General features: G+C 75.0%; 28 protein-coding genes. 11 read left to right on the top strand and 17 right to left on the bottom strand.

Annotated features, from left to right (window positions below):
- Positions 1 to 133: 133 nt before the first annotated feature.
- The 8 genes from O2W16_RS10155 to O2W16_RS10120 all read right to left on the bottom strand — a co-directional run bounded on the left by O2W16_RS10155 (position 134) and on the right by O2W16_RS10120 (position 8236).
- Positions 134 to 445 (bottom strand): MGMT family protein, encoded by a 312-nt coding sequence (locus O2W16_RS10155; RefSeq protein ID WP_269158708.1) that lies wholly within the window; start codon positions 443 to 445, stop codon positions 134 to 136.
- A 10-nt stretch (positions 446 to 455) separates the two neighbouring features.
- Complete coding sequence (locus tag O2W16_RS10150) at positions 456 to 1088, bottom strand: hypothetical protein (protein WP_269158707.1); 633 nt, start codon at positions 1086 to 1088, stop codon at positions 456 to 458.
- A 446-nt stretch (positions 1089 to 1534) separates the two neighbouring features.
- A complete protein-coding gene (locus O2W16_RS10145; RefSeq protein ID WP_269158706.1) occupies positions 1535 to 2122 on the bottom strand; it encodes a TIGR03086 family metal-binding protein in 588 nt (195 codons plus the stop codon).
- A gap of 94 nt (positions 2123 to 2216) precedes the next feature.
- The gene (gene moeZ / locus O2W16_RS10140) at positions 2217 to 3377 is read right to left on the bottom strand and encodes an adenylyltransferase/sulfurtransferase MoeZ (RefSeq protein ID WP_269158705.1); all 1161 of its coding nucleotides are present in this window, start codon (positions 3375 to 3377) and stop codon (positions 2217 to 2219) included.
- A 111-nt stretch (positions 3378 to 3488) separates the two neighbouring features.
- Positions 3489 to 5132, bottom strand: coding sequence for a hypothetical protein (locus O2W16_RS10135; RefSeq protein ID WP_269158704.1), 1644 nt, complete (start codon positions 5130 to 5132; stop codon positions 3489 to 3491).
- Complete coding sequence (locus O2W16_RS10130; protein WP_269158703.1) at positions 5129 to 6070, bottom strand: ABC transporter ATP-binding protein; 942 nt, start codon at positions 6068 to 6070, stop codon at positions 5129 to 5131. The genes O2W16_RS10135 and O2W16_RS10130 overlap by 4 nt, the downstream gene beginning before the upstream one ends.
- A gap of 135 nt (positions 6071 to 6205) precedes the next feature.
- On the bottom strand, positions 6206 to 7120 hold the full coding sequence (locus tag O2W16_RS10125) for a DUF3152 domain-containing protein (protein WP_269158702.1): 915 nt from the start codon (positions 7118 to 7120) through the stop codon (positions 6206 to 6208).
- Positions 7121 to 7195: 75 nt separating this feature from the next.
- A complete protein-coding gene (locus tag O2W16_RS10120; RefSeq protein ID WP_269158701.1) occupies positions 7196 to 8236 on the bottom strand; it encodes an alpha/beta fold hydrolase in 1041 nt (346 codons plus the stop codon).
- A gap of 93 nt (positions 8237 to 8329) precedes the next feature.
- On the opposite strand from O2W16_RS10120, the gene O2W16_RS10115 reads away from it, so the two are divergent.
- Together O2W16_RS10115 and O2W16_RS10110 are read left to right on the top strand one after the other, a co-directional pair.
- Positions 8330 to 8998, top strand: coding sequence for a TetR/AcrR family transcriptional regulator (locus O2W16_RS10115; protein WP_269158700.1), 669 nt, complete (start codon positions 8330 to 8332; stop codon positions 8996 to 8998).
- A gap of 77 nt (positions 8999 to 9075) precedes the next feature.
- Positions 9076 to 9306 (top strand): DUF3107 domain-containing protein, encoded by a 231-nt coding sequence (locus O2W16_RS10110; RefSeq protein WP_036340369.1) that lies wholly within the window; start codon positions 9076 to 9078, stop codon positions 9304 to 9306.
- Between the two features lie 117 nt (positions 9307 to 9423).
- On the opposite strand, the gene O2W16_RS10105 is transcribed toward O2W16_RS10110, so the two are convergent.
- The gene (locus tag O2W16_RS10105; RefSeq protein ID WP_269158699.1) at positions 9424 to 10098 is read right to left on the bottom strand and encodes a ferritin-like fold-containing protein; all 675 of its coding nucleotides are present in this window, start codon (positions 10096 to 10098) and stop codon (positions 9424 to 9426) included.
- Between the two features lie 262 nt (positions 10099 to 10360).
- Between O2W16_RS10105 and O2W16_RS10100 the strand changes: the two genes are divergently transcribed.
- Genes O2W16_RS10100 through O2W16_RS10085 form a run of 4 tightly spaced genes read left to right on the top strand, consistent with a single transcriptional unit; the run spans position 10361 to position 15188 of the window.
- A complete protein-coding gene (locus tag O2W16_RS10100) occupies positions 10361 to 12175 on the top strand; it encodes a DEAD/DEAH box helicase (protein ID WP_269158698.1) in 1815 nt (604 codons plus the stop codon).
- A 14-nt stretch (positions 12176 to 12189) separates the two neighbouring features.
- On the top strand, positions 12190 to 13338 hold the full coding sequence (locus tag O2W16_RS10095) for an outer membrane protein assembly factor BamB family protein (protein WP_269158697.1): 1149 nt from the start codon (positions 12190 to 12192) through the stop codon (positions 13336 to 13338).
- 45 nt (positions 13339 to 13383) lie between these two features.
- The gene (locus O2W16_RS10090) at positions 13384 to 14319 is read left to right on the top strand and encodes an alpha/beta fold hydrolase (protein WP_269158696.1); all 936 of its coding nucleotides are present in this window, start codon (positions 13384 to 13386) and stop codon (positions 14317 to 14319) included.
- Complete coding sequence (locus O2W16_RS10085) at positions 14316 to 15188, top strand: oxygenase MpaB family protein (RefSeq protein ID WP_269158695.1); 873 nt, start codon at positions 14316 to 14318, stop codon at positions 15186 to 15188. The genes O2W16_RS10090 and O2W16_RS10085 overlap by 4 nt, the downstream gene beginning before the upstream one ends.
- Here O2W16_RS10085 and O2W16_RS10080 read toward each other — a convergent pair.
- Positions 15178 to 15489 carry a hypothetical protein gene (locus O2W16_RS10080; RefSeq protein WP_269158694.1) on the bottom strand — a complete coding sequence of 104 codons (312 nt, stop codon included), beginning with the start codon at positions 15487 to 15489 and terminating at the stop codon, positions 15178 to 15180. The genes O2W16_RS10085 and O2W16_RS10080 overlap by 11 nt on opposite strands.
- Positions 15490 to 15586: 97 nt before the next feature.
- Entirely contained in the window at positions 15587 to 16465 is an 879-nt protein-coding gene (locus tag O2W16_RS10075; RefSeq protein ID WP_269158693.1) for a LysR family transcriptional regulator ArgP, read from the bottom strand.
- 77 nt (positions 16466 to 16542) lie between these two features.
- On the opposite strand from O2W16_RS10075, the gene O2W16_RS10070 reads away from it, so the two are divergent.
- The gene (locus O2W16_RS10070) at positions 16543 to 17169 is read left to right on the top strand and encodes a LysE/ArgO family amino acid transporter (RefSeq protein ID WP_269158692.1); all 627 of its coding nucleotides are present in this window, start codon (positions 16543 to 16545) and stop codon (positions 17167 to 17169) included.
- 260 nt (positions 17170 to 17429) lie between these two features.
- Positions 17430 to 17840, top strand: coding sequence for a hypothetical protein (locus tag O2W16_RS10065; protein WP_269158691.1), 411 nt, complete (start codon positions 17430 to 17432; stop codon positions 17838 to 17840).
- 1 nt (position 17841) lies between these two features.
- On the opposite strand, the gene O2W16_RS10060 is transcribed toward O2W16_RS10065, so the two are convergent.
- The 5 genes from O2W16_RS10060 to O2W16_RS10040 form a co-directional block, all read right to left on the bottom strand.
- Positions 17842 to 18699: a RecB family exonuclease gene (locus tag O2W16_RS10060; RefSeq protein WP_269158690.1), complete on the bottom strand. Its 858-nt coding sequence runs from the start codon at positions 18697 to 18699 to the stop codon at positions 17842 to 17844.
- A gap of 51 nt (positions 18700 to 18750) precedes the next feature.
- Entirely contained in the window at positions 18751 to 19608 is an 858-nt protein-coding gene (locus tag O2W16_RS10055; protein WP_269158689.1) for a PHP domain-containing protein, read from the bottom strand.
- A 56-nt stretch (positions 19609 to 19664) separates the two neighbouring features.
- A complete protein-coding gene (locus O2W16_RS10050; protein WP_269158688.1) occupies positions 19665 to 20336 on the bottom strand; it encodes a PH domain-containing protein in 672 nt (223 codons plus the stop codon).
- 8 nt (positions 20337 to 20344) lie between these two features.
- Positions 20345 to 20500, bottom strand: coding sequence for a hypothetical protein (locus O2W16_RS10045; RefSeq protein WP_269158687.1), 156 nt, complete (start codon positions 20498 to 20500; stop codon positions 20345 to 20347).
- A 189-nt stretch (positions 20501 to 20689) separates the two neighbouring features.
- On the bottom strand, positions 20690 to 21316 hold the full coding sequence (locus tag O2W16_RS10040; RefSeq protein WP_269158686.1) for a DUF6758 family protein: 627 nt from the start codon (positions 21314 to 21316) through the stop codon (positions 20690 to 20692).
- A gap of 100 nt (positions 21317 to 21416) precedes the next feature.
- On the opposite strand from O2W16_RS10040, the gene O2W16_RS10035 reads away from it, so the two are divergent.
- A complete protein-coding gene (locus O2W16_RS10035; RefSeq protein ID WP_269158685.1) occupies positions 21417 to 21830 on the top strand; it encodes an NUDIX domain-containing protein in 414 nt (137 codons plus the stop codon).
- 40 nt (positions 21831 to 21870) lie between these two features.
- On the opposite strand, the gene O2W16_RS10030 is transcribed toward O2W16_RS10035, so the two are convergent.
- Positions 21871 to 22401: a MaoC family dehydratase gene (locus O2W16_RS10030; protein ID WP_269158684.1), complete on the bottom strand. Its 531-nt coding sequence runs from the start codon at positions 22399 to 22401 to the stop codon at positions 21871 to 21873.
- Between the two features lie 118 nt (positions 22402 to 22519).
- Here O2W16_RS10030 and O2W16_RS10025 point away from each other — a divergent pair, with 118 nt between their 5' ends.
- Complete coding sequence (locus O2W16_RS10025; RefSeq protein WP_269158683.1) at positions 22520 to 23008, top strand: hypothetical protein; 489 nt, start codon at positions 22520 to 22522, stop codon at positions 23006 to 23008.
- Positions 23005 to 23934, top strand: coding sequence for an MFS transporter permease (locus O2W16_RS10020; protein ID WP_269158682.1), 930 nt, complete (start codon positions 23005 to 23007; stop codon positions 23932 to 23934). The genes O2W16_RS10025 and O2W16_RS10020 overlap by 4 nt, the downstream gene beginning before the upstream one ends.
- Positions 23935 to 23937: the final 3 nt, after the last annotated feature.

The following is a 23937-nucleotide window of genomic DNA, read 5'->3' as shown; positions in this document are numbered from 1 at the left end:
CCAGCCGACGAAGACCCAGCCGACGAAGACCCGACCGACGACGGCCCGACCGACGACTCCGCCGTGACCACCGCTGCACTCCCCGTCTCCCCCCGCACGTCCCGATGAGACCACGGGGGTACGACAGTCCGGCTCAGGCGTCGTCCGGCCAGCCCACGGCGGCGAGGTCGACCCGGGCACCGCGCAGCGGCACGCCCTCGCCGGCCAGCAGCTCCAGCTGCCGCACCCGGACCGGTTCGGCCGCCGTCCCGTCCGCGCGCACGACCCGGTGCCAGGGCACCGCCGCCCCACCGGCGGACAGCGCCCGGGCGACCCGGCGCGGCCCGACCCCGACCAGCCGCCCGATCGCGCCGTAGGTGCTCACCCGCCCCGGCGGGATCGACTCGACGACGTCGTAGACGGCCTCGTCGACGTCCTCCGCCGAGCGCGACCCGGTGCCTCGCACGGTGCCGACCTCAGCCGGTGAAGTAGCTGTTGACCGTCCACCACTCGTACAGCGCGGCGACGTCGTCCTGCGTCGTGCCCGGTGCGTGGACGGCGCCCTCGATCAAGTGCTCGTCGTCGGTCCACACGATCACCACGTCGCCGTCGGGCAGCAGGGCGCAGGCCACCAGACCACCGGTGACGCCACTGGGATACGTCCACTCGCCGTAGCCGGTGGTGGTCGAGCAGTCGTCGCCCTCGGGCAGCTCGTCGAGCCGCAGTTCCGCGGCGTCGTCGGCGAACACCGAGCTCAGGGTGGCCACGTCCGGGTACGCGTAGTACACGGCACCGGCCGGGCCGGGCTGGGTGACCGCGGGCCCGCAGGCGGCGGCCGCGAGGTCCCCGTCGCCCTCGAGCTGCCCCTCCTGACAGTCGGTGAAGTCGCTGGGCAGCCGCGCCAGCAGGTCCGCCGGGGCGGGGGGCGGCGCGGGCGACGACGGGGCGGACGACGAGGACGACGGCGCAGACGACGGCGCAGACGACGAGCTGCCGGCACCGGCCGTCGGTACGGGGTCGTCCTCGTCGTCCCCGGTCAGGGTCAGGGTCAGCACCACCGCGACGATGACGAGCAGCACGATCGCGGCGATGATGGCGAGGACCGTCACCCGCTTCGTGCGCTCGTCGTCACCGTCACCGGAGGCGCTCGCCCCGCCCTGGTCGGGCCCACCCGGGTACGGCGGCTGGCCGGGGACGCCGTACCCGCCCGGCGGCTGACCGGGACCGGGCGGCCCCCAGGGGGCGGGCTGACCGGGACCGGGCTGCCCCCAGGGCGCGGGCTGACCGGGCGGCTGACCCCAGCCGCCCCCGGACTGCCCCGGTGCCGGCTGACCCCAGCCACCGGGCTGGCCCGGCGGCTGACCCCAGCCACCGCCCTGCGGCGGCTGTCCACCCGACGGCGACGGCCCGTCCGGGCCGGGCGGGGGCGGACCCTGGGGTGGCTGGCTCATCGTGCGACCTCCGGCCGTCGGCTGTGTCGGGACGGCAGCCTAGGCCGCGCAGGTCCCGCCGGGTCCGGGTGTCGACGGCGCGTTGCCGATGGCCCGGGAGCCGGTCAGACCCGGCGGCCGAACCGGGCCAGCATCCGGGTCTGCAGGTCCGCACCCGGCGGCACCTCGACCGGGGCGTCGAACACGCCGGCCACGCCGTCCTCGCCCAGGTGCTCCTCGGCGTGGCGGAACGCCTCGGCCACGAGCTCGGGGTCCAGGGCGGTGTCCCCGCCGACCGCCCGGGCGAGGTCCCAGGCGTGCACGGTCAGGTCGACGGTCATCTCGGTCAGGTGGTCACTGGCCGGTGCCGGTCCGGCGGGCAGCCGCACGGTCCGGGACAGCGCGTCGTCGGCGGCCCAGGCCGTCAGTGCGGCGTCGGCCGCGGCCTCCCACGCCGACAGCGGGTCCCCGCCCAGCAGCTCGGCCGGGTCGGTCGGGACCTGCGGGCCGATGGCGCCCGGGGACTCCCCGGCGAGCAGCAGCGGGACCCACAGCTGCTCGCCCGTCAGGTGGGCCACCAGGTCCGCGACGCTCCACTCCGGCAGCGCCGGAGCATCCCACTCGCCGGGCTCCACTGCGTCCACCCGATCGGTGAACTGCGCCTGAGCACGCTGGAACCGCATCAGCAGGTCGGCACGACGGGGATCGGGCATGCCCCCAGTAGAACGCAGGCGGGGCCCGGGACGCCGATCGGCGTCCCGGGCCCCGCCAGCAACCCGGTGGAACGGCCCCTCCCGGGGGCCTCCGTCAGTAGGTGGGGAGCGCCTTGTCGATGCGCGTGGCCCACGCCGTCACGCCGCCCTGGACGTGCACGGCGTCCTTGAACCCGGCGTTCTTGACCGCGGCGAGCGCCTCGGCCGAGCGGACACCGGTCTTGCAGTGCAGCACGATCGGCTTGTCGTTCGGCAACTGCGCCAGCGCCCGGCCGGAGAGGATCTCGTCCTTCGGGATCAGCGTGGCGCCCGGGATGGAGACGATCTCGTACTCGTTGGGCTCCCGGACGTCGATCAGCGCGAAGTCCTTGCCGGCGTCCATCATGTCCTTGAGCTCGTCGACGGTGATCGTCGAACCCGCGGCGGCCTCCTGGGCCTCCTCGGACACGACGCCGCAGAACGCCTCGTAGTCGATGAGGCCGGTGATCGGCTCGCCCTCCGGGTCCTTGCGGACCTTGATCTCGCGGAAGGTCATCTCCAGGGCGTCGTAGACCATCAGCCGGCCCAGCAGCGTCTCGCCGATGCCGGTGATGAGCTTGACCGCCTCGGTGGCCTGGATGGCGCCGACGGTCGCGCAGAGCACGCCGAGGACACCGCCCTCGGCGCAGGAGGGGACCATCCCGGGCGGCGGCGGCACCGGGTAGAGGTCGCGGTAGTTCGGCCCGTGCTCGTTCCAGAAGACCGACACCTGGCCGTCGAACCGGTAGATCGACCCCCAGACGTAGGGCTTGCCGAGCAGCACGCAGGCGTCGTTCACCAGGTAGCGGGTGGCGAAGTTGTCGGTGCCGTCGACGATCAGGTCGTACTGGCTGAAGATCTCCTCGACGTTCTCGGAGTCCAGCCGGGTCTCGTGCAGCCGCACGTCGATCAAGGGGTTGATCTCCTTGATCGAGTCACGGGCGCTCTCGGCCTTGGAGCGGCCGACGTCGGACTGCCCGTGGATGATCTGGCGCTGCAGGTTCGACTCGTCGACGGTGTCGAACTCGACGATGCCGAGCGTGCCGACACCGGCGGCGGCCAGGTACATGAGGACCGGCGAGCCGAGGCCACCGGCACCGACGGCCAGCACCTTGGCGTTCTTGAGCCGCTTCTGCCCGTCCATCCCGACGTCAGGGATGATCAGGTGGCGGCTGTAGCGGCGGACCTCGTCGATCGACAGGTCGGTGGCGGGCTCCACCAGGGGTGGCAAGGACACTGTTGCTCCTCTGCATCATCGGCACCGCGGCGCCGCCTTCGAGGCGGCAACCGGCGTGTTCGTGCGGACAACAGCGTGGCACGCGGTCCTCTTCCCGGGCGCCGCCCGGGGTCAACCGCGCAGGTCCCGCCGCCGGTACCCCGCGAGGCCCGCGGCGGTCAGCGCCGCGGCGACCACCAGCAGTCCGACCAGGCCGGGCACGTCCACCTGTTCGGCCGGCACCGCCCCCACGTGGGCGAAGGGCGACAGCCCGCGGACCCAGCCCGGCCAGGCCAGGGTGTCGGCGAGCACCAGCAGCAGGTAGCCGCCGGCGGCCGGCAGCACCCCCAGCGGCAGGACGGCGGCCGGTGCCCACGCCAGTGCCGCGACCGCCGCGCCCAGGCACACCGCCACGATCGGCAGCACGTTCAGCACCCCCGCCAGCGCCGCACCGGCGGACAGGTCCGCGCCCACCCAGGTGGCACCCAGCCAGGTCGCCAGCCCGGCCGCACCGGCGAGCAGGACGGCGCCGGCGGCCACGCCGGTCAGCTCGGTGGCCAGCCAGCGGACCCGGCGCACCGGCAGCGAGTAGAGCAGCGTGAGGCGGCCGGCGACCTCGTCGGCCGCCGTGGCCGCGACCCGGCTGGCGACGAACCCGCCGACGGGCACGGCCAGCACGGTGAACAGCGACGCGACGTAGCCGCGCACGGTCCCCAGCTCGGCGAAGCCGGCCTGGGCGGCCAGCTCGGCGAAGCGCGGGTTCTCGGTCAGGAAGTCGGTCATCGTCGTGGCCAACAGCCCGATGAGCAGGAAGTAGGCGAACACGGCCGCCCCCCAGCCCACCACCGGCCGGCCGGTGTGCCGGGCCGCCAGCGCGGGCAGCGACCGCAGCTCCCGGGTGCCGGGCCGGACGGCGCCGGGGCGGCGCCACGGCCCGCTGCCTACGTCCCGGCGGGCGGCGACCGTCGCCGCCACCGCGACCAGCACGGCGACGGTGCCGGCCAGCACGACCAGCGGCAGCACCCGGTCGGCGGCGAACGGGGCGCTCCGGCCCAGCAGGCCGAACGGGCTCAGCCAGTGCAGCCACCCGAGCGCCGGTACCCCGTCGGCGACCATCCGGGTCAGCAGACCGGCCAGCAGCACCCCCACCGCCAGACCGGCGGCGGCCCGGCGCTCGGCCAGCAGCTGCGCGGCGAGCGCGCCCAGCGCCGCCCCCACCATGCCGGTGCCACCGATGAGCGCACCGAACAGCACGGCGCCGGTCGCCGCGGTGCCGGCCAGCACCAGGCCGGCGGCCGTGCCGACGCCGACGAGCGCGGCCGCACCGAGGAGCACGACGAGGTGCCGCAGCAGCACGGCCGGAAACCGCAGCCGGCCGGCCAGCAGGAGGTCCCAGCGGCCGGCCTCCTCCTCACCGCGGGTGACCCGGGTCGCGGCGAGCGCCGCCCAGACACCGACGAGCACCGCGATCGCCGTCCCGGTGCGCCACACGGTGAAACCGCCCGGGTCGTCGAGGGCGACCGGCGGGCCGAACAGGGTGCGGATGGCCGGGTTCTCGGCCAGCGCCGCCAGCGACGCCCCGGCCAGCTCCTGGTCCAGCTGCCGGTGCTGGACGGCGACCAGCGCCGGCATGCCGGCGGCGACCACGGTGACGAGGACGGCGCCACGACGGACCGACCGCACCGCCAGCGCGGTCACCACCCGGCCGGCGGCGCCCGGCTCCGGCGCCCTCCCCGCAGCGGACGTCGTGGGCGCGGGCGCGGTGCCGGCGGTCATGCCCGCAGCTCCCCGCGCGTGGTCCGGTGGTCGCCGTCGCCGTAGAAGTCGAGGAACAGCTCCTCCAGGGAGGGCTCGCGCACGTCGAGGGCGACGACGTCCAGACCGGCCAGCGCGCGCAGCACCGGGGCGGGCGGCCCGGCCAGCGTCATCGTCAGCTCGACCGGCGAACGCCACTGCAGGTCGGCGACGCCGTCGACCCCCGCCAGCCCGGCTCCCGCGGCGACCGGGGTGGCCAGGGTGACGCTGATCTCCGACCGGCGCAGCCGCCGCAGCTCCCGCAGCCCGGCGACCTCCACCAGCCGGCCCTGCCGCAGGATGCCCACGCGGGCGCAGACCGCCTCGACCTCGGCCAGCTGGTGCGAGCTCAGGAAGACCGTCTGGCCCCGGTCTGCGGCCTCGGTCACGCAGCGGCGGAACTCCCGCTCCATCAACGGGTCCAGCCCACTGGTCGGCTCGTCCAGGACCAGCAGCGGCGCGCGGGTGGCGAACGCGGCGACCAGCGCCACCTTCTGCCGGTTGCCGGTCGAGTAGGTGCGCGACCGCCGGTCCGGGTCCAGGGCGAACCGCTCGACGAGCTCGGCCCGGTAGTCCAGGTCGGTGCCCGGGCCGACGCCGGCGAGCAGGTCCAGACACTCCCGCCCGGTCAGCGCCGGCCAGAGCGCGACGTCCGCGGGGACGTACGCCAGGTGGCGGTGGGCCCGGCCGACGTCGTGCGCGGGGACGCCGAACACCTCGACGTGACCGCCGGAGGGGCGCAGCAGCCCCAGGACCATCCGGATCGTCGTGGACTTGCCGGCTCCGTTCGGGCCCAGGAAGCCGAACACCTCGCCCGGGGAGACCGACAGGGAGAGGTCGTCGACGGCGACCGTCCGGGAGAACCGCTTGCTCAGGTGCTCCGCGCGCAGCGCGGGCACGGCGGGGGCAGAGACGGGCACCGGGGCCCTCCGATCGCAGCCGGGAACACGACTGCCGACCAGGCTTCCCGGCGCACCACCGGGGACCCTAGACCCGCTGCGCGCCGGTCGGGAGCCCTTCTGGAACGGCACCCGGCCGCCGTGTGGTCCGGAGGGTCACGACGGGAACGGCCAGGCGTTCTTCACGCAGGTCTGCAGGCCGAGGGTCTGCTGCTGCATCACCGGGGCCAGCTGCCCGGCGCCGGGGCACGGCTCGTGGCCCTGGCCGAGGGCGTGCCCGACCTCGTGGTTCACCACGTACTGCCGGTAGGTGGCGATGTCCCCGCCGTAGTCGGGGACGGCGGTCTCCCAGCGGGCCAGGTTGATGACCGCCCGCTCGCCGTAGCGGCAGGACGTGTACCCGCCGGTGCCGACCCCGGGGCAGTAGACCTCCATGCTGCCGGGGCTGACCAGGCTGACCCGGAACTCGTAGGCGCCGGCTGCGGCCTCGGCAGCGCCCACCCGCTGGAAGGACAGCCGGCCACCGTTCCCCCACCCCCGGGGATCCCCGAGGGTGGCCTCGACGGCGGCCGCGAAGGCAGCGCCGTCGACGCCGATGCCGTCCTCGACCTCCACGACGAAGCGCTCCAGCGGCCCGGTGCCGTACACCGCCGACGTGCCGTCGACCACGCTCACGCTCCCGGCGCCCTGCTCGACGTAGGTCGGTGCGGCGGGGACGGCCTCCTCCGGGGCCGACGTCGGTGTGCTGGACGCCGCGGCCGGCATCCCCTCCCCCTCGGCCTCGGTGACCTGCGGGGCGATCGGCGCGGACGCGTCGGCCGCGGCCTCGGCCGTCGACGCCGGCGCGGGGCCCGCCCCGCCGCCCGGCCGGACGACGTCGACCAGGGTGACCAGGGTGGCGATGGCCAGCAACGGCACGGCGTAGGCCCGCCAGCCGTACCGGCGGACGAACCGGCGGAACCGCCCGCGCGGCAGCACGACGGGGCGCACGGAGCGGGCCGGGTCGCGGCGGGCGACCAGCGGCTCGGCTCCCCGCCGTCGTCCGGACGGGCGGCGTCCCGAGCTCGTCACGGCGGCCAGGATCTCACGCCGCAACGGCGCCCCGGGAGACGCAGACCCGGTGCGCCGTCGTCCGGGGTGGGTCGGTCACACCTGTCCGGTGGAGAGGTCGGCACCGTCGGTGCGGTCCGGCTCGCCCTCCCGGGCGGCGTCCTCGGCCAGGCCGAGCACCGCCCGCGCGGTGGGCTCCGGGGCCTCCAGCATCGCCAGGTGCCCGATGCCCGCCTGCACCTGCAACCGGGCATCGGGGAGCACCTCGGCCAGTCGCGGCGCGAGCTGGGGGTCGACCAGCTTGTCCCGGTCGCCCCAGACCACCAGGGACGGTGCCCGCACCGACCGGGCCATCCGCCAGGCGTTGGCCCGCCCCACCCGCAGGTAGGAGCTCATCAGGCCGCGCAGGCTGCGGGTGAGCGCCTGACCCGCCCAGGGCTGCTCGTCCCGGCGCCGGGTCTCCTCCACCGCCTCGGCGACCCGCTCCGGCGGCACCCGGCTCGGGTCGCCGAAGCACATCTGCAGCAGCCCGCGGACGCGCTGCTCGGGGCTGGCGCCGGCGAGCCGCCGTTCGGCCAGCGCCGGCACGCCGGGCAGCAGCACCAGCGCGATCGCCCGGTCGAACGCCGCCGGGACCCGGTAGACCGGCATGGCGGCGGAGATCAGGGTGAGGGTCGCGACGAGGTCCGGGCGGCGGGCGGCGACCCACACGCTGACCAGACCGCCGAGCGAGTTGCCCACCAGGTGCACGGGGCGGCCCTGCCCGGGGCCGGGCCGGGCGACGATCCACTCCAGGACGTCGACGACCGCCTGGACGTGCCGGTGGATGGAGTAGCGGGGCGGCGGCGCCGACTGGCCGAACCCGGGCAGGTCCAGTGCCCAGCCGTCGAACCGGACGGCGAGCAACGCCGCCAGGTCGGTCCAGTTGGTCGAGGCGCCACCCAGCCCGTGGACGTAGAGCGCCCGCTCGTGCGGCGCCTCCCCCTCGACCGGGTCGCCGCCCGGCAGCGGGCCGCACCAGGGCGTGTGCCGGACGAAGACCTCACCGCCGGTGATCGGCACCATCGCACCGGGCCAGGGCGGGAGGAGGGCACCGGGCCGCGGCAGCGGCACCGAGGACAGCCGGGCGTCGGTCACCTACCCGACGGTAGAACACCGCGCTGTGGCTGCACGGCGGACGGGCCGGGGCCGGGCGCCGTCCGCGCGCCGCGCCGGTAACATCGCCGGGCCATGCGACCCAGCCGACCCGTACCCGTGCCGCCGGCCGCCCGCCGCACCGCCCGCCTGCCGCGCGGTGCCCGGCGCCTGCAGCTGCTGCGCGCCGCGCAGGACGTCTTCGTCGCCCAGGGGTACCACGCCGCGGCGATGGACGACATCGCCGACCGGGCCGGGGTCAGCAAGCCGGTGCTCTACCAGCACTTCCCGGGCAAGCGAGAGCTCTACCTGGCGCTGCTGGAACAGCAGGTCGACGAGCTCACCGACCGGGTGCGCGAGGCGATGGCCGGCACCGAGGACAACCGCGAGCGGGTCGAGGGTGCGGTCGGCGCCTACTTCGACTTCGTGGACGCCGACGGCGAGGCGTTCCGGCTGGTGTTCGAGTCCGACCTGCGCAACGACGCCGACGTCCGGCGGATCGCCGACCGCGGCGCCCGGCAGTGCATCGAGGCCATCGCCGAGGTCATCGCGATGGAGACCGGTGCGGACACCGAACGGGCGCTGCTGCTGTCCGCGGGGTTGACCGGGCTGGCCGAGACGAGCGCCCGGTGGTGGCTGGCCCGCAAGGGCACCGTGTCCCGGGACGAGGCCGTGGCGCTCGCGTCGTCCCTGGGCTGGCGCGGCATGTCGGGCTTCCCGCTGCGTGAGGACGCCGACGGACCGGCCACGTTCGCTGACGGCTGACCGGTTGGACCGGATGCCACCCGCCGGGCTGGACTAGCGTGGGTGGTCAGTAGCCGGACCTGAGGAGGCATCCCCGCGTGGAAGTAAAGATCGGTGTCCAACACTCCCCCCGCGAGCTGGTCATCGACAGCCCCAAGAGCCCGGACGAGATCGCGGCCGAGGTGTCCAAGGCCATGACCGGCTCCAAGGACGGCCTGCTCACGCTGGTGGACGAGCGCGGTCGGCGCATCGTCGTCCCGACCGACCGGATCGCCTACGTCGAGATCGCCGAGGCCGACCAGCGCCGGGTGGGCTTCATCAGCAGCTGAACGACCGCACCACGACGACAGGGCGCCACCGCACCACGGTGGCGCCCTGTCGCGCGTCCCGGCCCCGGCGCAGGGTCCCGCGCCGAGCTTGCGAGGGGTGGGGGGCGCCGGGGTCCTTCAGGGGTTCAGGCCGAGGGCCTGCATGCGGACCGAATGAGCGGTGGTGAGGCGCTGGAGCAGCCGGCCCACCCCGGTCAGGTCCCCGGTGCCGGCGATGAGCAGGTGGGCCAGTTGCTCGTGCTCGGCGATGACCGCCTGGGACTGGGTCAGCGCCTCGCCGACCAACCGACGCGCCCACAGCGCCAGCCGGCCGGTGAGGGTGGGGTCGGCGGCGAGGGCGGCCCGGACCTCCCGGAGAGCGAAGTCGGCGTGCCCGGTGTCGGCGAGGACCTCCTCGACCAGCGCCCGGTCCGGCTGCGGCAGGAAGGCCGCGACCTCGCGGTAGAAGTCGGTGGCCAGCCCGTCACCGACATAGGCCTTGACCAGCCCCTCCAACCAGGTGCTGGCCCGGGTGCCGTCGTGGAAGGCGTCCAGCGCAGCGACGAACGGGGTCATCGCCCGGGTCACGTCCACGCCGAGCTCGCGCAGTCGCTGGGTCAGCCGGTCGTGGTGCCCGATCTCGGCCGCCGCCATCCGGGCCAGGGCGGCGCGGCCTTCGAGCGTCGGCGCCAAGCGGGCGTCCTCGGCGAGCCGGTCGAACGCGGTCAGCTCGGCGTAGGCCAGCACGCCCAGCAGGTCGATGACCGCCGGCTCAGCGGCCGGTCGGCCGGGGCTCTCCTCGACGCTGGTCACGGTCCTCCCCCTCGATGCGCACATGCGCCGACGCGTCGCCGGCGGCCGACGCGACGTCGTCCCACCCGTGTCGCACGGCAGCCCAGCGAGGCTAACGGGCTGGTCACGCTAGGATGGAATCGGCGGGCCGCCAGGCTCGTTGTTCCTGCGCAACCTCCGTGTGCGCTGATGACCGCCGGATCACCTCCTCGAGGCCGGCCCTCCGAGGGCCGTCTCCCGGGCAGTCTGCACTCGACGCCCGGTCTGCTGGCCGCGTCGGCGCTTGGATCGAACATCCCGGAACCGACCCCGGGACCGGCGAGCGAGTCGGGCAACGCTGGAGCTCGAGACCGAGCTCGGGCACCGACGACGCACCGCGGTCCCCCACCAGACCGAGGCGAGAGAACTGACCTCCACCGAGAACACATCCACCGCCAGCAGCACCACCGCCGCTCCGGAGCTGGAGCACGCCGAGACCGGCGCGCCCGCTCCCGAGGAGCTCGAACAGCAGGTCGAGGAGCTGGGCGGCGCCCCCGTCGCCCCCGACAGCCCGCTGTTCAGCGACTTCGACGTGCACCCCGACATCGTGGCCGCGCTGGCCGAGGTCGGGATCACCCGCACCTTCGCCATCCAGGAGCTGACGCTCCCGCTCGCCCTGGCCGGCAACGACCTCATCGGGCAGGCCCGCACCGGCACCGGCAAGACGTTGGGCTTCGGCGTCCCGCTGCTGCAGCGCGTCCTCCCCGCGGCCGAGGGCGGCGACGGCGTCCCGCAGGCGCTGGTCGTCGTCCCGACCCGTGAGCTGTGCGTCCAGGTCTCCCGGGACCTGGCCGCCGCCGGCGCCAAGCGCGGCATCCGGGTGCAGGCCATCTACGGCGGCCGCGCCTTCGAGCCGCAGGTGGCCGCACTCCAGGCCGGCGTCGAGGTCGTCGTCGGCACCCCCGGCCGGCTGCTCGACCTCGCCCAGCAGGGCCACCTGATCCTGGGCAAGGTCCGCGGCCTGGTCCTCGACGAGGCCGACGAGATGCTCGACCTGGGCTTCCTGCCCGACATCGAGCGCATCCTGGCGATGGTCCCGGACAAGCGGCAGACGATGCTGTTCTCCGCGACGATGCCCGGCCCGATCGTCACGCTCTCCCGGTCGTTCATGACCCAGCCCACGCACATCCGGGCGCACGGCAACGACGAGGGCTCGACGGTCCCGCTGACCACGCAGTTCATCTACCGGGCGCACAACCTGGACAAGCCCGAGCTGCTGTCCCGGGTGCTGCAGTCCCGGGACCGCGGCCTGGTGATGGTCTTCTGCCGCACCAAGCGCACCGCACAGAAGGTCGCCGACGAGCTCGTCGACCGCGGGTTCGCCGCGGCCGCCGTGCACGGTGACCTCGGCCAGGGCGCCCGCGAGCAGGCGCTGCGCGCCTTCCGGGCCGGCAAGGTCGACGTGCTGGTCGCCACCGACGTCGCCGCCCGCGGCATCGATGTCACCGGGGTCAGCCACGTCGTCAACTACCAGTGCCCCGAGGACGAGAAGACCTACGTGCACCGGATCGGCCGCACCGGCCGGGCCGGCAGCACCGGCGTCGCCGTCACCCTGGTCGACTGGGACGACATCCCGCGCTGGCAGCTGATCAACAAGGCGCTGGACCTGGACTTCGCCGACCCGCCGGAGACCTACTCCACCTCGCCGTGGGTCTACACCGACCTCGACGTCCCGACGACGGCGACCGGGCGGCTCCCCCGCGCCCAGCGCACCCGCGAGGGCCTGGGCGCCGAGAGCCTCGAGGACCTCGGGGAGACCGGCAAGCGCCAGCGCGCCGGCGGGACCTCCTCCGGCCCCGGCCGCACCAGCTCCCCCGCCGAGGACGACCAGCCCACGGTCGGGCCGCCCAAGAGCCGTCCGCGGCAGCGCACCCGGGGCAGCGGCGCCGCCGCCGCGGGGGCCGCTGCGGCGGTCGACGGTCCGAGCGCCGAGGGCGGTTCTCCCGCCATGGCCGCGTCCACGGACGGCGGCGAGGCCAGCGGCCCGCCCCGGCGCCGCCGTCGTCGCGGTGGCCGTGGCGGCAGTGGCGGCACCGGCGGCTCCGAGCCCGCCGCCTGATCCACCACCACCGCATGACCCTGGTACGTCGCCTGCCGCTGCGCGTGTGGGCATGGACGGCGGTCACCCTCGTGGTGGCCGCCGTTGCCGTCCTGCTGTGGCGCACCTCCGACGTCGCAGCGACCTCCCGGACGACGGCCGCGCCGGCCGCCGTCCCCGACGAGTCGCCGGCCGCTGAGCTCGCACTGGCCTGGTCGGCGGCCACCGGCCCGGCACCGCGGCACGCGGTCGAGAGCGGCCGGGTGCTGGTCACCGACGAGCACGGCGTCGCCATGCTGGACGCCGCGACCGGGGACGAGGCCTGGCACTACCGGCGGGCCAACGCCACCCTCTGCGACGCGACGGCGGTCGACGGGATCGTGGTGGTCGCCTTCCGCACCACCGGGCGCTGCAACGAGCTGACCGGGCTGGACGCCTCGACCGGCGCCCGGGAGTGGTACCGCAACGTCCGGTTCCGCACCGACGTCGACCTGTCCAGCGCCGACCAGATCCTGCTGGCCAGCAGCCCGACCGGGATCGTCACGATCGACCCGGCGGGCGACAACACCCGGTGGCGGTACGCGCCGCCGGAGGGCTGCCGGATCGTCGGGTCCGACGTCGGCAGCTCCGGGGTGGTCGTGCTGGAGCGGTGCAGCGACCCGGAGGCGGTACAGGTGCGGCTGCTGGACGGGTTCGCCGGCGACGTCCTCTGGACCCGGGACCTGGAGGTCGGCGGTGCCGCCCCGCGACTGGCCGGGGTCGACCGGCTGGTCGACGTCGTGGTCGGCGACCGGGTGCACGTCCTGTCCCCGGTCGACGGGACGCCGCTGAGCGAGGTCCCGCTCCCGGCCCTGCCCGCCGACCAGGACGCCGCGACCGAGCCGCTGCAGCAGGTCGGCATCGCCGACGTGGCCCTGGTCTGGGCACGTGGTCAGCTGCTGGCCCTGGACCAGGCGACCGGGCTGCCGCGCTGGCAGGTGCCCGCCCTCGGGCTGCCCGCGAGCGGGGACGGGGAGGCCGTCACCGTGCCCGAGGAGGGCGCGTTCGTGCAGCGCAGCCTCGCCGACGGGACCGAGCTGGCGCGCTGGTCGACCGCCGACGCCGTCCCCGCCGGGGGACGCACGTCGCTGGTCGGTCCGGTCGTCGTCTACGTCACCCCTGAGCAGGTGTCCGCACACCGGTAGTCACCCGTGGCGGCGCGTGGCCGGACAGCGAGGCACACTCGGGTCATGGTCCTGCCTGGTGGCTCCGAGCACACCGCCCCCGACGACCTCCGCCAGCTGGCGGTGCACGACGCAGCCCGGGTGACCTTCCCCGGCTGGGGCGGCCCGATCGCCGCCCTGGACACCGGCGCCGGCGACGGCCCGACGGTGCTGCTGGTGGCCGGCTACACCGGCAGCAAGGAGGACTTCGCGCCGTTGCTCTCCCCGCTCGGGGAGGCCGGGGTGCGGACGGTGGCGATGGACCAGCGCGGGCAGTACGAGTCGCCCGGTCCGGACGACCCGGCGCAGTACTCGGTGGCCGACCTCGCGGCCGACGTGGTCGTCGTCGCCCGCCGGCTGCAGGAGGAGACCGGCAGTCCGGTGCACCTGCTCGGGCACAGCTTCGGTGGCCTCGTCGCCCGGGCAGCAGTGCTCGCCGAGCCGGCGCTGTTCGACTCGCTCACCCTGCTGGGGAGCGGCCCGGCCGCACTGACCGGCCCCCGGACCGAGCTGCTGGACCACCTGGCCCCGCTGCTGGAGGCCGGTGGCGTCCAGCTGGTCAGCGACACCCTGGACCAGCTGGCGATGACCGATCCGCAGGCCCAGGCGGTCCCGGCGCCGACCCGGGAGTTCCTCACCCGCCGGTTCCTGGCCAACACCGCTGCGGGGCTGCTCGGGATGGCCGACGCGATGCTCGCCGAGCCCGACCGGGTGGCCGAGCTGGCCGCGACCGGTGTGCCGGTACTGGTCGCCCACGGCGTCGCCGACGACGCGTGGAGCCCGGCGGTCCAGGCAGAGATGGCCGCCCGGCTGCGCGCCCGGCACGAGGTCATCCCCCAGGCGGTGCACTCCCCCGCGATCGAGAACCCCGCCCGCACCCTGCAGGTGCTGGTCTCCTTCTGGAGCGACCCACGCGGCTCGCTGGCCGCCGCCGCCGACGAGACCGCCGGCGCCGTGCGATGAAGCCGACCCCGTCCATCAAGGACTTCACCGAGCAGGAGGACCTGCTCGGCTTCTTCGGGCCGGACAGCGTCACCTGGCGGGTGCACAGCGACCCGGCGTTCTCGGTGGGCGGCATCCGGGCTCTCCTGCTGCAGGCGCTGCACCCGGTGGCGATGGGCGGCGTCCACCAGTTCTCCACGGCCTTCGCCGAGGACCCCTGGGCGCGGCTGACCCGCACGGCCGAGTACGTCGCGACGCTGACGTTCGGCACCCGGCGGGACGCGCTCCGCCAGGTCCGCCGGGTGCGCGGGCTGCACCGCGGGAAGTCCGGCGTCGAGGAGACCACCGGCCGGCACTTCAACGTCGACGACGCCGACCTGCTGCTGTGGGTGCACAACTGCGAGGTCGACTCCCTGCTGTCCACCGCGCGCCGGGCCGGGGTGCCACTGACCGACGCCGACGCCGACCGGTACGTCGAGGAGCAGGTGGTCGCCGCCGTCCTCGTGGGTGCCGAGGAGGCCGACGTGCCGCGCACGGTCGCCGACCTCGAGGCCTACTTCGACCGGATCCGGGCCCAGCTGGCCGTCACGCCCGCGGCGCGCACCGCCTCCCGGTTCATCCTGCTGCCGCCGATGCCGGGCTGGGTGCAGCTGCTCACCCCGGCCCGGCCGGCGTGGAGCACGCTGGCCTCCCTCGGCGCCGCGACGCTGCCCGGCTGGGCGCGCCGGCTCTACGGTCTCCCGGGGTTCGGGGTCACCGACACCGCGGCGACCGCCGGGCTCAAGGCCTTCCGGCAGACGACGCTGGCGGTGCCGGCGCGGGTGCGCGAGTCGCCGATCGTGCGTGCCGCCCGCGAGCGCGTGGCCGCGCTCGAGCCGCTCAGCGCCTGAGCGGGCGGCTCCGCGCCGAGTCGTGCCGTGCTGCCGCGGCCGCCAGCAGGAACGCCACCGGCAGGAAGAACAGTCCGACTCCCAGGCCCAGCACCAGCGACCAGCCGAGCACGACCGCCGCGGCACCCCAGGTGACCGCCCGGGCGTACCGGCTGCCCGACGCGAGCACCGCGACCAGACAGACGAGGACCGGCAGACCCAGCAGCACGAGCGCGAACACGCCCGTGTCGCTCCAGACGTCGGCGATCAGCCACCCGGCGACGACCACCGCCAGACCCAACGCCGACCAGCGCAGCACCACCGACCTCCTCGCCCCGTCTCCACCAAGGTCACCGAGTCTGGTCACCCCGCGGGACCCGGGCAAGCCGGTCCACCTGCTGCCGGTCATCCGCCGCCGGTCATCCGGTGCCGGGGAGCAGCACCCGACGCGCGGCCGCGAGGACGGCGTCGGCCACCCGGTCCAGCGACGGCGACCGCAGCCGCCACTGCTGCCAGTACAGGACGACGTCCACCGCACCGGCCGGGTGGAGCACCACCAGGTCGTCCTCGGTGTCCTGCAGGTCCGGGACCATCCCCCAGCCCATGCCCAGCCGCACCGCGGTCAGGAAGTCGGCCGAGGAGGGCACGAAGTGCATCGGCGGCTGCGCCGGGTCGACCCCGCGGGCCCGCAGGTGGGCGTGCTGCAGGTCGTCGCTGCGGTCGAAGACGACGACCGGCGCCCGGGCCAGGGACTCGGCCGTCCCCCCGTCGGAGAACCAGCGACGGACGAAGTCGGGCGCAGCCTGCGGCCGGTACCGCATGCCGCCCAGCCGGGTAGAGCTGCACCCGGGGACGGGGTCGGCGTCGCCGGTGACGGCGGCCATCACCGTCCCGGACCGCAGCAGCGCGCTGGTGTGCGCCTGGTCGGCGCGGTGCAGGTCGAGGACGAGCTCACCGGCCAGCGGCGCCAGCGCAGGCAGCACCCAGGTGGCCAGCGAGTCGGCGTTGACCGCGATCGGCAGGCTGACCCGGCCGTGCGCGGTGCCGTCCAGCTCGCGGGTGGCGTCGGCGGTGAGCAGGTCGATCTGCCGGGCCAGCCGGAGCAGCGCCTGACCGGACTCGGTGGGCTGCACCGGCCTGCTCCGCACCAGCAGCACCCGCCCGGTCGTGGTCTCCAGTGCCTTGATCCGCTGGCTGATCGCCGAGGGCGTCACGTGCAGTGCGCGTGCGGCGGCGTCCAGCGTGCCCGTGGTGACGGTCGCCTCCAGGGCCCGCAGCTGTGCCAGGTCGAGGTCCACGCCGCCATCAGACACGCTTCAGGTGCATCAGGAAAGTGAGCTGGTCTGTCGAACAGGGTCGACCTAGCGTGCTCGACATGTCCTCCGCCCTCCTCGCCGCTGCCGCCGGACTGGGGCTCGGGCTGTCGCTGATCGTGGCGATCGGGGCGCAGAACGCCCTGGTGCTGCGGCAGGGGCTGCGCAGCGAGCACGTCGCAGCGGTGGTCGCCGTCTGCCTGCTCTCCGACGTCGTGCTGATCACCGCCGGAGTCGGTGGCGCCGGTGCACTGGTCACCCGGGCGCCGGGCGTGGTGACCGTCGTGTGCTTCGCGGGGGCGGCGTTCCTGCTGGTCTACGGCCTGCTGGCCGCCCGGCGGGCGTGGCGCCCGGCCGCCCTGCTCCCCGACTCCAGCGGCGCCCGCGCCGGGCTGGCCGCGACCGTCTCCACCGCCCTGGCGCTGACCTGGCTCAACCCGCACGTCTACCTGGACACCGTCGTGCTGCTCGGTTCGCTGGCCAGCACCTACGACGACCGCCGCTGGTGGTTCGGCGCCGGGGCGGCCCTGGGGAGTGCGGTCTGGTTCCTCGGGCTGGGCTACGGCGCACGGCTGCTGCGACCGGTGTTCGCCCGCCCGCGCTCCTGGCAGGTGCTCGACGCGGGCATCGCCGTGGTCATGGTCGCCCTCGCGGCGTCCCTGGCGGTCCGGGGCGCGACCGGCGGATGAGCGTTGTGCGCCGGCCGGTTCCGGCGCTACGGTCGCCGGCATGACTGCCGGGTCGGCCTCGAGCCGTGAGCGAGTCGGGTACCCGGCCCGCACGTGACCCCGGGGCGGCCCCGCGGGCCGCCTCCCCCAGCACCGCCCCGCGCACCGTGCCCGCACCGGTGGCGCCGCGCCCGCACCACGTCCTGCTCCCGGCCTGAGCCGGTTCCCCTGCGCACTCCCCGGCCCCTCGTGCGGCCGGTCCCCCACCCTCTGGAGCCCTTGTGCCCACTGCTGCCCTGCACCACATGATCGTCCCGGTCACCGACCGGGACACCGCCGTCGACTGGTTCGTCGACCTGCTCGAACTGCGCGAGCCCTACACGGACGGCTTCTTCCGGTCCGTGCAACTCGACGACACGATCGTGCTGAACTTCGCCGCCGTCCCGGCCGTGGAGCCGCTGCACTTGGCCTTCCTGATCGGCGAGGAGCACTTCGACCGGGTCCGCACCCGGTTCGACGGCGACGGGACGCCGTACACGGCCGACCCGCCCGGGCGCCGCCCTGGCGAGGTGGGCGAGGTCAACCCCGATGGCAGCGGACGCCGGTTGTACTTCCGCGGCCCGGACGGCCACCTGCTGGAGGTGCTGACGGCCCGCTACACCGACGTGCCGGCCGGCTCGGCAGCCGGCTGACTCACTCGGCCGGCGCCGTCACCGGCTCGGTGGGCAGGAAGCTCCACGTCTCCCGGGCCGGGGCGGCCGCCTGACCGGTCGGGCAGCTGGAGCGGAAGTCGCACCAGCTGCACTGCTGGCCGGGCACCGGCGGGAACGCCTCGTCGGCGTCCGCGCCGGCCGCGAGCGCCTCGGTGGCGGTGCCGATGTCGGCGGCGATGTCCTCGGCCCGGCGCACGTGGTTGGCCAGCGACCGGTCGGTGTGCTCGAAGGCGGCCACGGTGCCCGAGGGCAGGTGGTGCAGCTCGACCCGGGTGCACGGCCGGCGCAGCGTGCGCCGGACACCCAGCACGTAGAGCGCCAGCGCCGGTGACCCGCGGGCCTCGTCCTCGGTGCTGGGCACGCGACCGGTCTTGTAGTCCACGACCACCAGCTCGTCGCCGCGGCGGTCGATCCGGTCGACCCGACCGGACAGGGCGAGCGCCTCGGTGGTGGCGCCGACCGTGCGCTCGGTGCCGGCCGGCTCGTCGGTCGGGTCGAGCTCGGCCACGTAGTCGGTGATCCAGGCCGCGGCCCTGGCCCGCCACTGCGCGGCCTGCTCGTCGTCCCGGAAACCGGCTCGCGACCAGCCGCTGTACAGCAGCTGCCGGGCCGCGGCCGGGGTGCGCTTCTCCACCGGCAGCTCCCACCACGAGCGCAGCGCCGCGTGCACCGCCGAACCCACGGTGTTGTGTGCCCACGGCGGGCCCTTCGGCGGGCTCGGCCGGGTGAGGTAGGCGAACCGGTACCGGCGCGGGCAGTCGGCGAAGGTGGCCAGCTTGCTCGGCGTGCAGGAGAACAGCCGCTTCGGCATCCCGGGCATCTCGAGCTGGTCGCTCACCGCGTTCCCCCCGTCGTCACGCCGCCACGGTAGCCGCGGCCACCGACGGGATCAGTCGGCGAGCACGACGCTGCCGGTGCCGGCGGCCAGCAGCGCCTCGAACTGCTCCGGGTCGGTGGTGCACGCGCCGATCGGGGTCCGCTTGTTGGTGCCGTGGTAGTCGCTGGACCCGGTCTGGATCAGCCCCAGCCCGGTGGCCAGGGCACGCAGGTACGCCCGCTGGTCGGGCGTGTGGTCCGGGTGCTCGACCTCCAGGCCGAGCAGCCCGGCGGCGGCCATCTCGGCGATCGCGTCGTCCCCGACCACCCGCCCCCGCGACGTCGCCAGGCCGTGCGCGAACACCGGCACCCCGCCGGCAGCGCGCACGAACCGGATGCCGTCGAGCACGTCGGTGTCGGCCTTGGCCGCGTAGTAGGGGCTGCCGTGGTGCAGCAGCGTGGCGAAGGCGTGGTCGACCGAGTCGACCACGCCGGCGTCGACCAGCGCCCGGGCCACGTGCGGACGCCCGACCACCCCGCCCTCGCTGCGCGCGACGATCTCCGCCCAGACGATCGGGTACCCGTCGGCGGCGAGCGCGGTGACGATCCACTCCCCCCGGCTGAGCCGCTCCTCGCGCAGCCGCACCCGCTCGGCGGCGAAGGCCGGGTGCAGCGGGTCGAACAGGTACGCCAGCAGGTGCACGCTGATCGGTGACTCACCGGCCGGGAAGTACCGGCAGGACAGCTCCATCCCCGGCACCAGCGTCAGCCCGGACGGGCGCGCCTGCTCGGCCAGGGCCCAGCCGGCGGTCGTGTCGTGGTCGGTGAGGGCGACGACGTCGAGCCCGGCCGCGGCCGCGGTGGCGACCAGTGCGGCGGGGCTGTCGGTGCCGTCGGAGACCGAGGAGTGGGTGTGCAGGTCGATGCGCACGCCCCCAGCCTGCCGCACCGGCCGCCTACGCGTCGCGGCGCGGTCGCGAGGACCGGTCAGGACGGTGGGCGGGTGCGCCGGATCGGGGCGGTGTCGTGCCGGCGCCCCGACTGCAGCGGCGGCGGCATGTGCTGTTCGGGGGCTGCCTCGGCCCCCCGGTCATCGGCGTTCATCGACCCCTCGGCGTCCTCGTCGGAGCTCACCGGGTTGGTGGAGAAGTCGGTGCCGAACATCAGCTCCGACAGCCGCTTGTACAGCGCGTTGGCGTGCGGCAGGTAGGTGATCTCGTCCAGGCCCTGTGCCTGGCCGGCGGACTCGAAGCGGAAGGTGCCGTAGCCGAGGACCTGCCCCCAGCCGGTCTCCTTCCAGGTGAGGTCGGTGATCCGGCGCAGCGGCATGACGGCGACGGTCCGGATGAACACCCCGGAGGTCATCAGCACCCGCCGCCGGGTGATCAGGAAGTGCCGGACCCACCACTCCCCGACGTGCAGGCCGAGGTAGAGCAGCGAGCCGAGGACCACGACCAGACCGAGCACGGTCGAGAACCCGTCGTCCGGGTCGAGCTGGAGGAACCACACCCCGACCGCGAACGCCGGGACACCCCGGAGCGCCGGGCGCGCCAGCACCGCCGGGTGGCGGCGGGTGGCGATGACCGGCGGTTCGTCCGGGAGCAGGTACTTCTCGGCGTCCTTGCCCCAGCGGGGCCGTCTCGAGCGGGGGCCGGACACGGCCGCGCTCAGACCAGTGATTCCACGAAGGCCGACAGCGAGTCGGCCGCGTCACTGAGCGCGCCACCGGCACTGCGCACGATGCCGGCTGCGTCCTCCGGCCGCTGGATCACGTAGAAGACCACGAAGGCGATCGCCAGCCAGATGAGCACCTTCTTCAGCACGGTCGCACCGTTCCTTCCTCAGGTGGCCAGGCGGACCCGACAGCGACCAGGCGAGCGGGCCGACGGCGGTACACCTCGACGGCCGTCCGGACCGCGCCCCATGGGTAACAGCAGTCCCACTCGGAACACCACTCGCCACGCCGAGGGCGTGTCGAACGGATCCACTCCGGCCGGTTCGCCTCTGTCCGCTCAGCGGCCGGGCAGCAGCCGATCGGTCATCGGGCCGAGCGGCAGGTCGGGGTAGACCCGGTCCCGCAGGTCCAGCAGCGCGAGGTCCTCGGCCAGCAACCAGGCGGCCGACGCCGGCCAGGTGACCAGCCACAGCCAGACGCCGTGCGCCTCCCCGACGTAGGCGGCGCGGTCGTCGCCCACCGGCACGAGCCACAGCGGCACCCGCTGCCCGGCGGCCTCGACCGCGACGGTGGAGGGCCCGGCACCGACGAGCTCTCCCGGGTCGACGCCGGGCAGCCCGGCGTAGCCGCAGCCCAGGCCGGTGCCGGGCTCCTCGGCCACGAGCACCAGTTCGGCGGAGCCACCGAGCGGCGCCGGACCGGCGCAGGCGACGACGATCGCCCGGGCCCCGGGCTCACCGCCCCAGGCCAGCCCGGTGACCGCCCAGCCGCCGGGCATCGGGTCGGGGACCCAGGCCGGCACGCGGGCATCGGCGCACACCGCGCTGATCGCGTCGTGGGCGACCACGGCGGTGTGGTGCAGCGGGGTGACGGCTGCGTGCAGGTGACACCAGCCCTCATCGGCCGAGCCGGGGCGGACGACCAGCACCTCGCCGCAGCGCGGGCACACCGGGGAGACACTCATCGCCGCTCACCGTCCTGTTCTGCCGTGGGTTCGTCAAGCATCGCCTCAGCGTCCCGCCGTCCTGGGCACCGGGTCCCCGCCCGCCCGTACCCTTCCCGAGGTGGACGACCCGCGGCCGGAGGTGGCGTGCGTCGGCGCCGTGGTGCACGACGAGCGGGGTCGCTTGCTGCTGATCCGCCGGGGCCACGCGCCGAGCGCGGGCCTGTGGTCGGTGCCGGGCGGGCGGGTGGAGCTGGGCGAGTCCGAGGCCGACGCCGTCGTCCGGGAGACCGTCGAGGAGACCGGGCTGGCGGTGCGCCCGGTCCGCGTGCTGGGCCGGGTGCGGGTCGACGGCGACGGCGTCGTCTTCACCGTCACCGACTGGCTGTGCACGGTGACCGAGCCCGGGCGGCAGCCGGTGGCCGGGGACGACGCCGACGACGCCGCCTTCGTGGACGCCGTCGGGCTGACGGCGCTGGAGATGGCCCCCGGCGTGGTCACCGCGCTGTCCGGCTGGGGCGTGCTCCCCCGCTGAGCGGCCGGGCACCCCGATCGTGCCGGGGCGCCCAGGACGGTCACCGCCGGACGGGTTCAGGACGCCCGGGCTGCTCCCCGCCGCGGGCCTCGCCGTAGGACCGCTTGGGCACCATCACCTTGCGGCGGAAGACGCAGACCACGGTGCCGTCCTGCTTGTAGCCGATCGTCTCCACGTGGACGACGCCGCGGTCGTCCTTGGAGCGGGACTCGGTCTTGTCCAGCACGGTGGTCTCGCCGTAGATCGTGTCGCCGTGGAAGGTCGGGGCGACGTGCTTGAGCGAGGAGACCTCGAGGTTGGCGATCGCCTTGCCGGAGACGTCGGGGACGCTCATGCCGAGCAGCAGCGAGTAGACGTAGTTGCCGACGACGACGTTCTTGCCGAAGTCGGTGGTCTCCGCGGCGTAGTGGGCGTCCAGGTGCAGCGGGTGGTGGTTCATGGTGAGCAGGCAGAACAGGTGGTCGTCGTACTCGGTGACGGTCTTGCCGGGCCAGTGCTTGTAGGTGGCACCGACCTCGAACTCCTCGTAGTACCGGCCGAACTGCATCTGGCTGCTCCCGCTGGTCGACATCGGACGACGGACGACGCAGGTGGGACTGCCGGGGCCCCGGGTGCACGCGTGCGCCCCGGCTGCCCGCCACGGAGCGACGATGACCCGTCTGGACGGTCGCCGATCCTACGATGGCCCGGTGCACCTGCAGTCCGCCCCTGACCTGCCGGCCGAGGCCGAGGTCGAGCGCCTGACCCCCGGCGGGCGGCGCGCCCGGCTGGCTGCGGCCGCGACCGTGCTGGCCCTGCTGCTGGGCGGCACGGTGTGGGGGGACGACGACACCTTCCCCTTCGGTCCGTTCCGGATGTACTCCACCCGCGCGAACCCCGACACCCCGGTCGTCTCGACCCGGGTGGTCGGGCTGACCGCCGCCGGCGAGGAGGTCCGCCTCTCCGGTGGCGAGGTGGGGCTGCGCCGGGCCGAGTTCGAGGGCCAACTGCCACGGATCCACGAGGACCCTGCGCTGCTCGGCCTCCTCGCCGCCTCCTACGCCGAGCGCAACCCCGACGCCGAGGAGCTGGTCGAGGTGCAGGTCGTGCAGCGCCGCGTCGAGCTCGAAGACGGCCAGCGGACCGGCGCCTCCAGCGACCGGGTGCTGATCGAGCACGAGCTGGAGGACGGCGAGTGAGCACCTCGGTCACCACCCCGCCCACCGCCGCACCGGTGCGCCCGGATGAGGCCCCGGCCGCCCCCGGCACCCCTCGCTGGTGGTTCCGCCCGGTGCCGCTGGCCCGGATCGCGGTCTTCCGGGCGATCGCCTACCTGTTCATCCCGGTCGACGTCTTCCTCACCACGGCGTGGGTGCGTGCCCACGCCGACGTGCCCACCGACTGGTACGCACCGCTGCTGATCGGCCGGCTGCTGAACCTGCCGGCCCCGACGCACACCCTCGTGCTGGTCGTCCAGTGGGCACTGGTGATCGCCGCGGTGGCCGCCGCCACCGGCCGTGCCCCACGACTGCTCGGCCTCGCCGTCTTCCTCCTCTACTCGGACTGGATGGTGATCGCGATGAGCTACGGGAAGGTCGACCACGACCGGATCGCCTTCCTGGTCGCGCTCGCGGTGCTCCCCACGATCGGGCGGGCGCGACTGCGGGACCGGCGTTCCTCGGAGGCCGCCGGGTTCGCCATGGCCGCCGTGCTGGTCACCGTGACGCTCACCTACTTCCTCGCCGCCTGGGCGAAGATCCGGTTCGGCGGCTGGGACTGGGCGACCGGTGCCACGCTGACCCGCGCGGTGGTCCGCCGGGGCACCGACCTGTCGATGTGGACGCTGGACGTGGCCTGGCTGCTGCCGACCGCGCAGTGGGTGATGATCATCCTGGAGCTGGCCGCACCGCTGATCCTGCTGGTGCGCACCGACCGGGCCCGGATCGGGCTGGTGCTCTTCCTGCTCGGCTTCCACGTGATGGTCTACGCCGGCGTCGGGATCATCTTCCTGCCGCACTGCATCGCGATCCTGTCGATCCTGCCGTGGGAGCGGCTCTCGGTGCTCCAGCGCCGGGACACCCTGGGCGGCCTCCCCGCCGCGCCCGGGAGCCCCGCCCCAGGCTGACGG

Source organism: Modestobacter sp. VKM Ac-2984 (assembly GCF_026967985.1).
Classification (GTDB): Bacteria; Actinomycetota; Actinomycetes; order Mycobacteriales; family Geodermatophilaceae; genus Modestobacter.
This window is presented reverse-complemented; position numbering and strand designations above follow the sequence as displayed.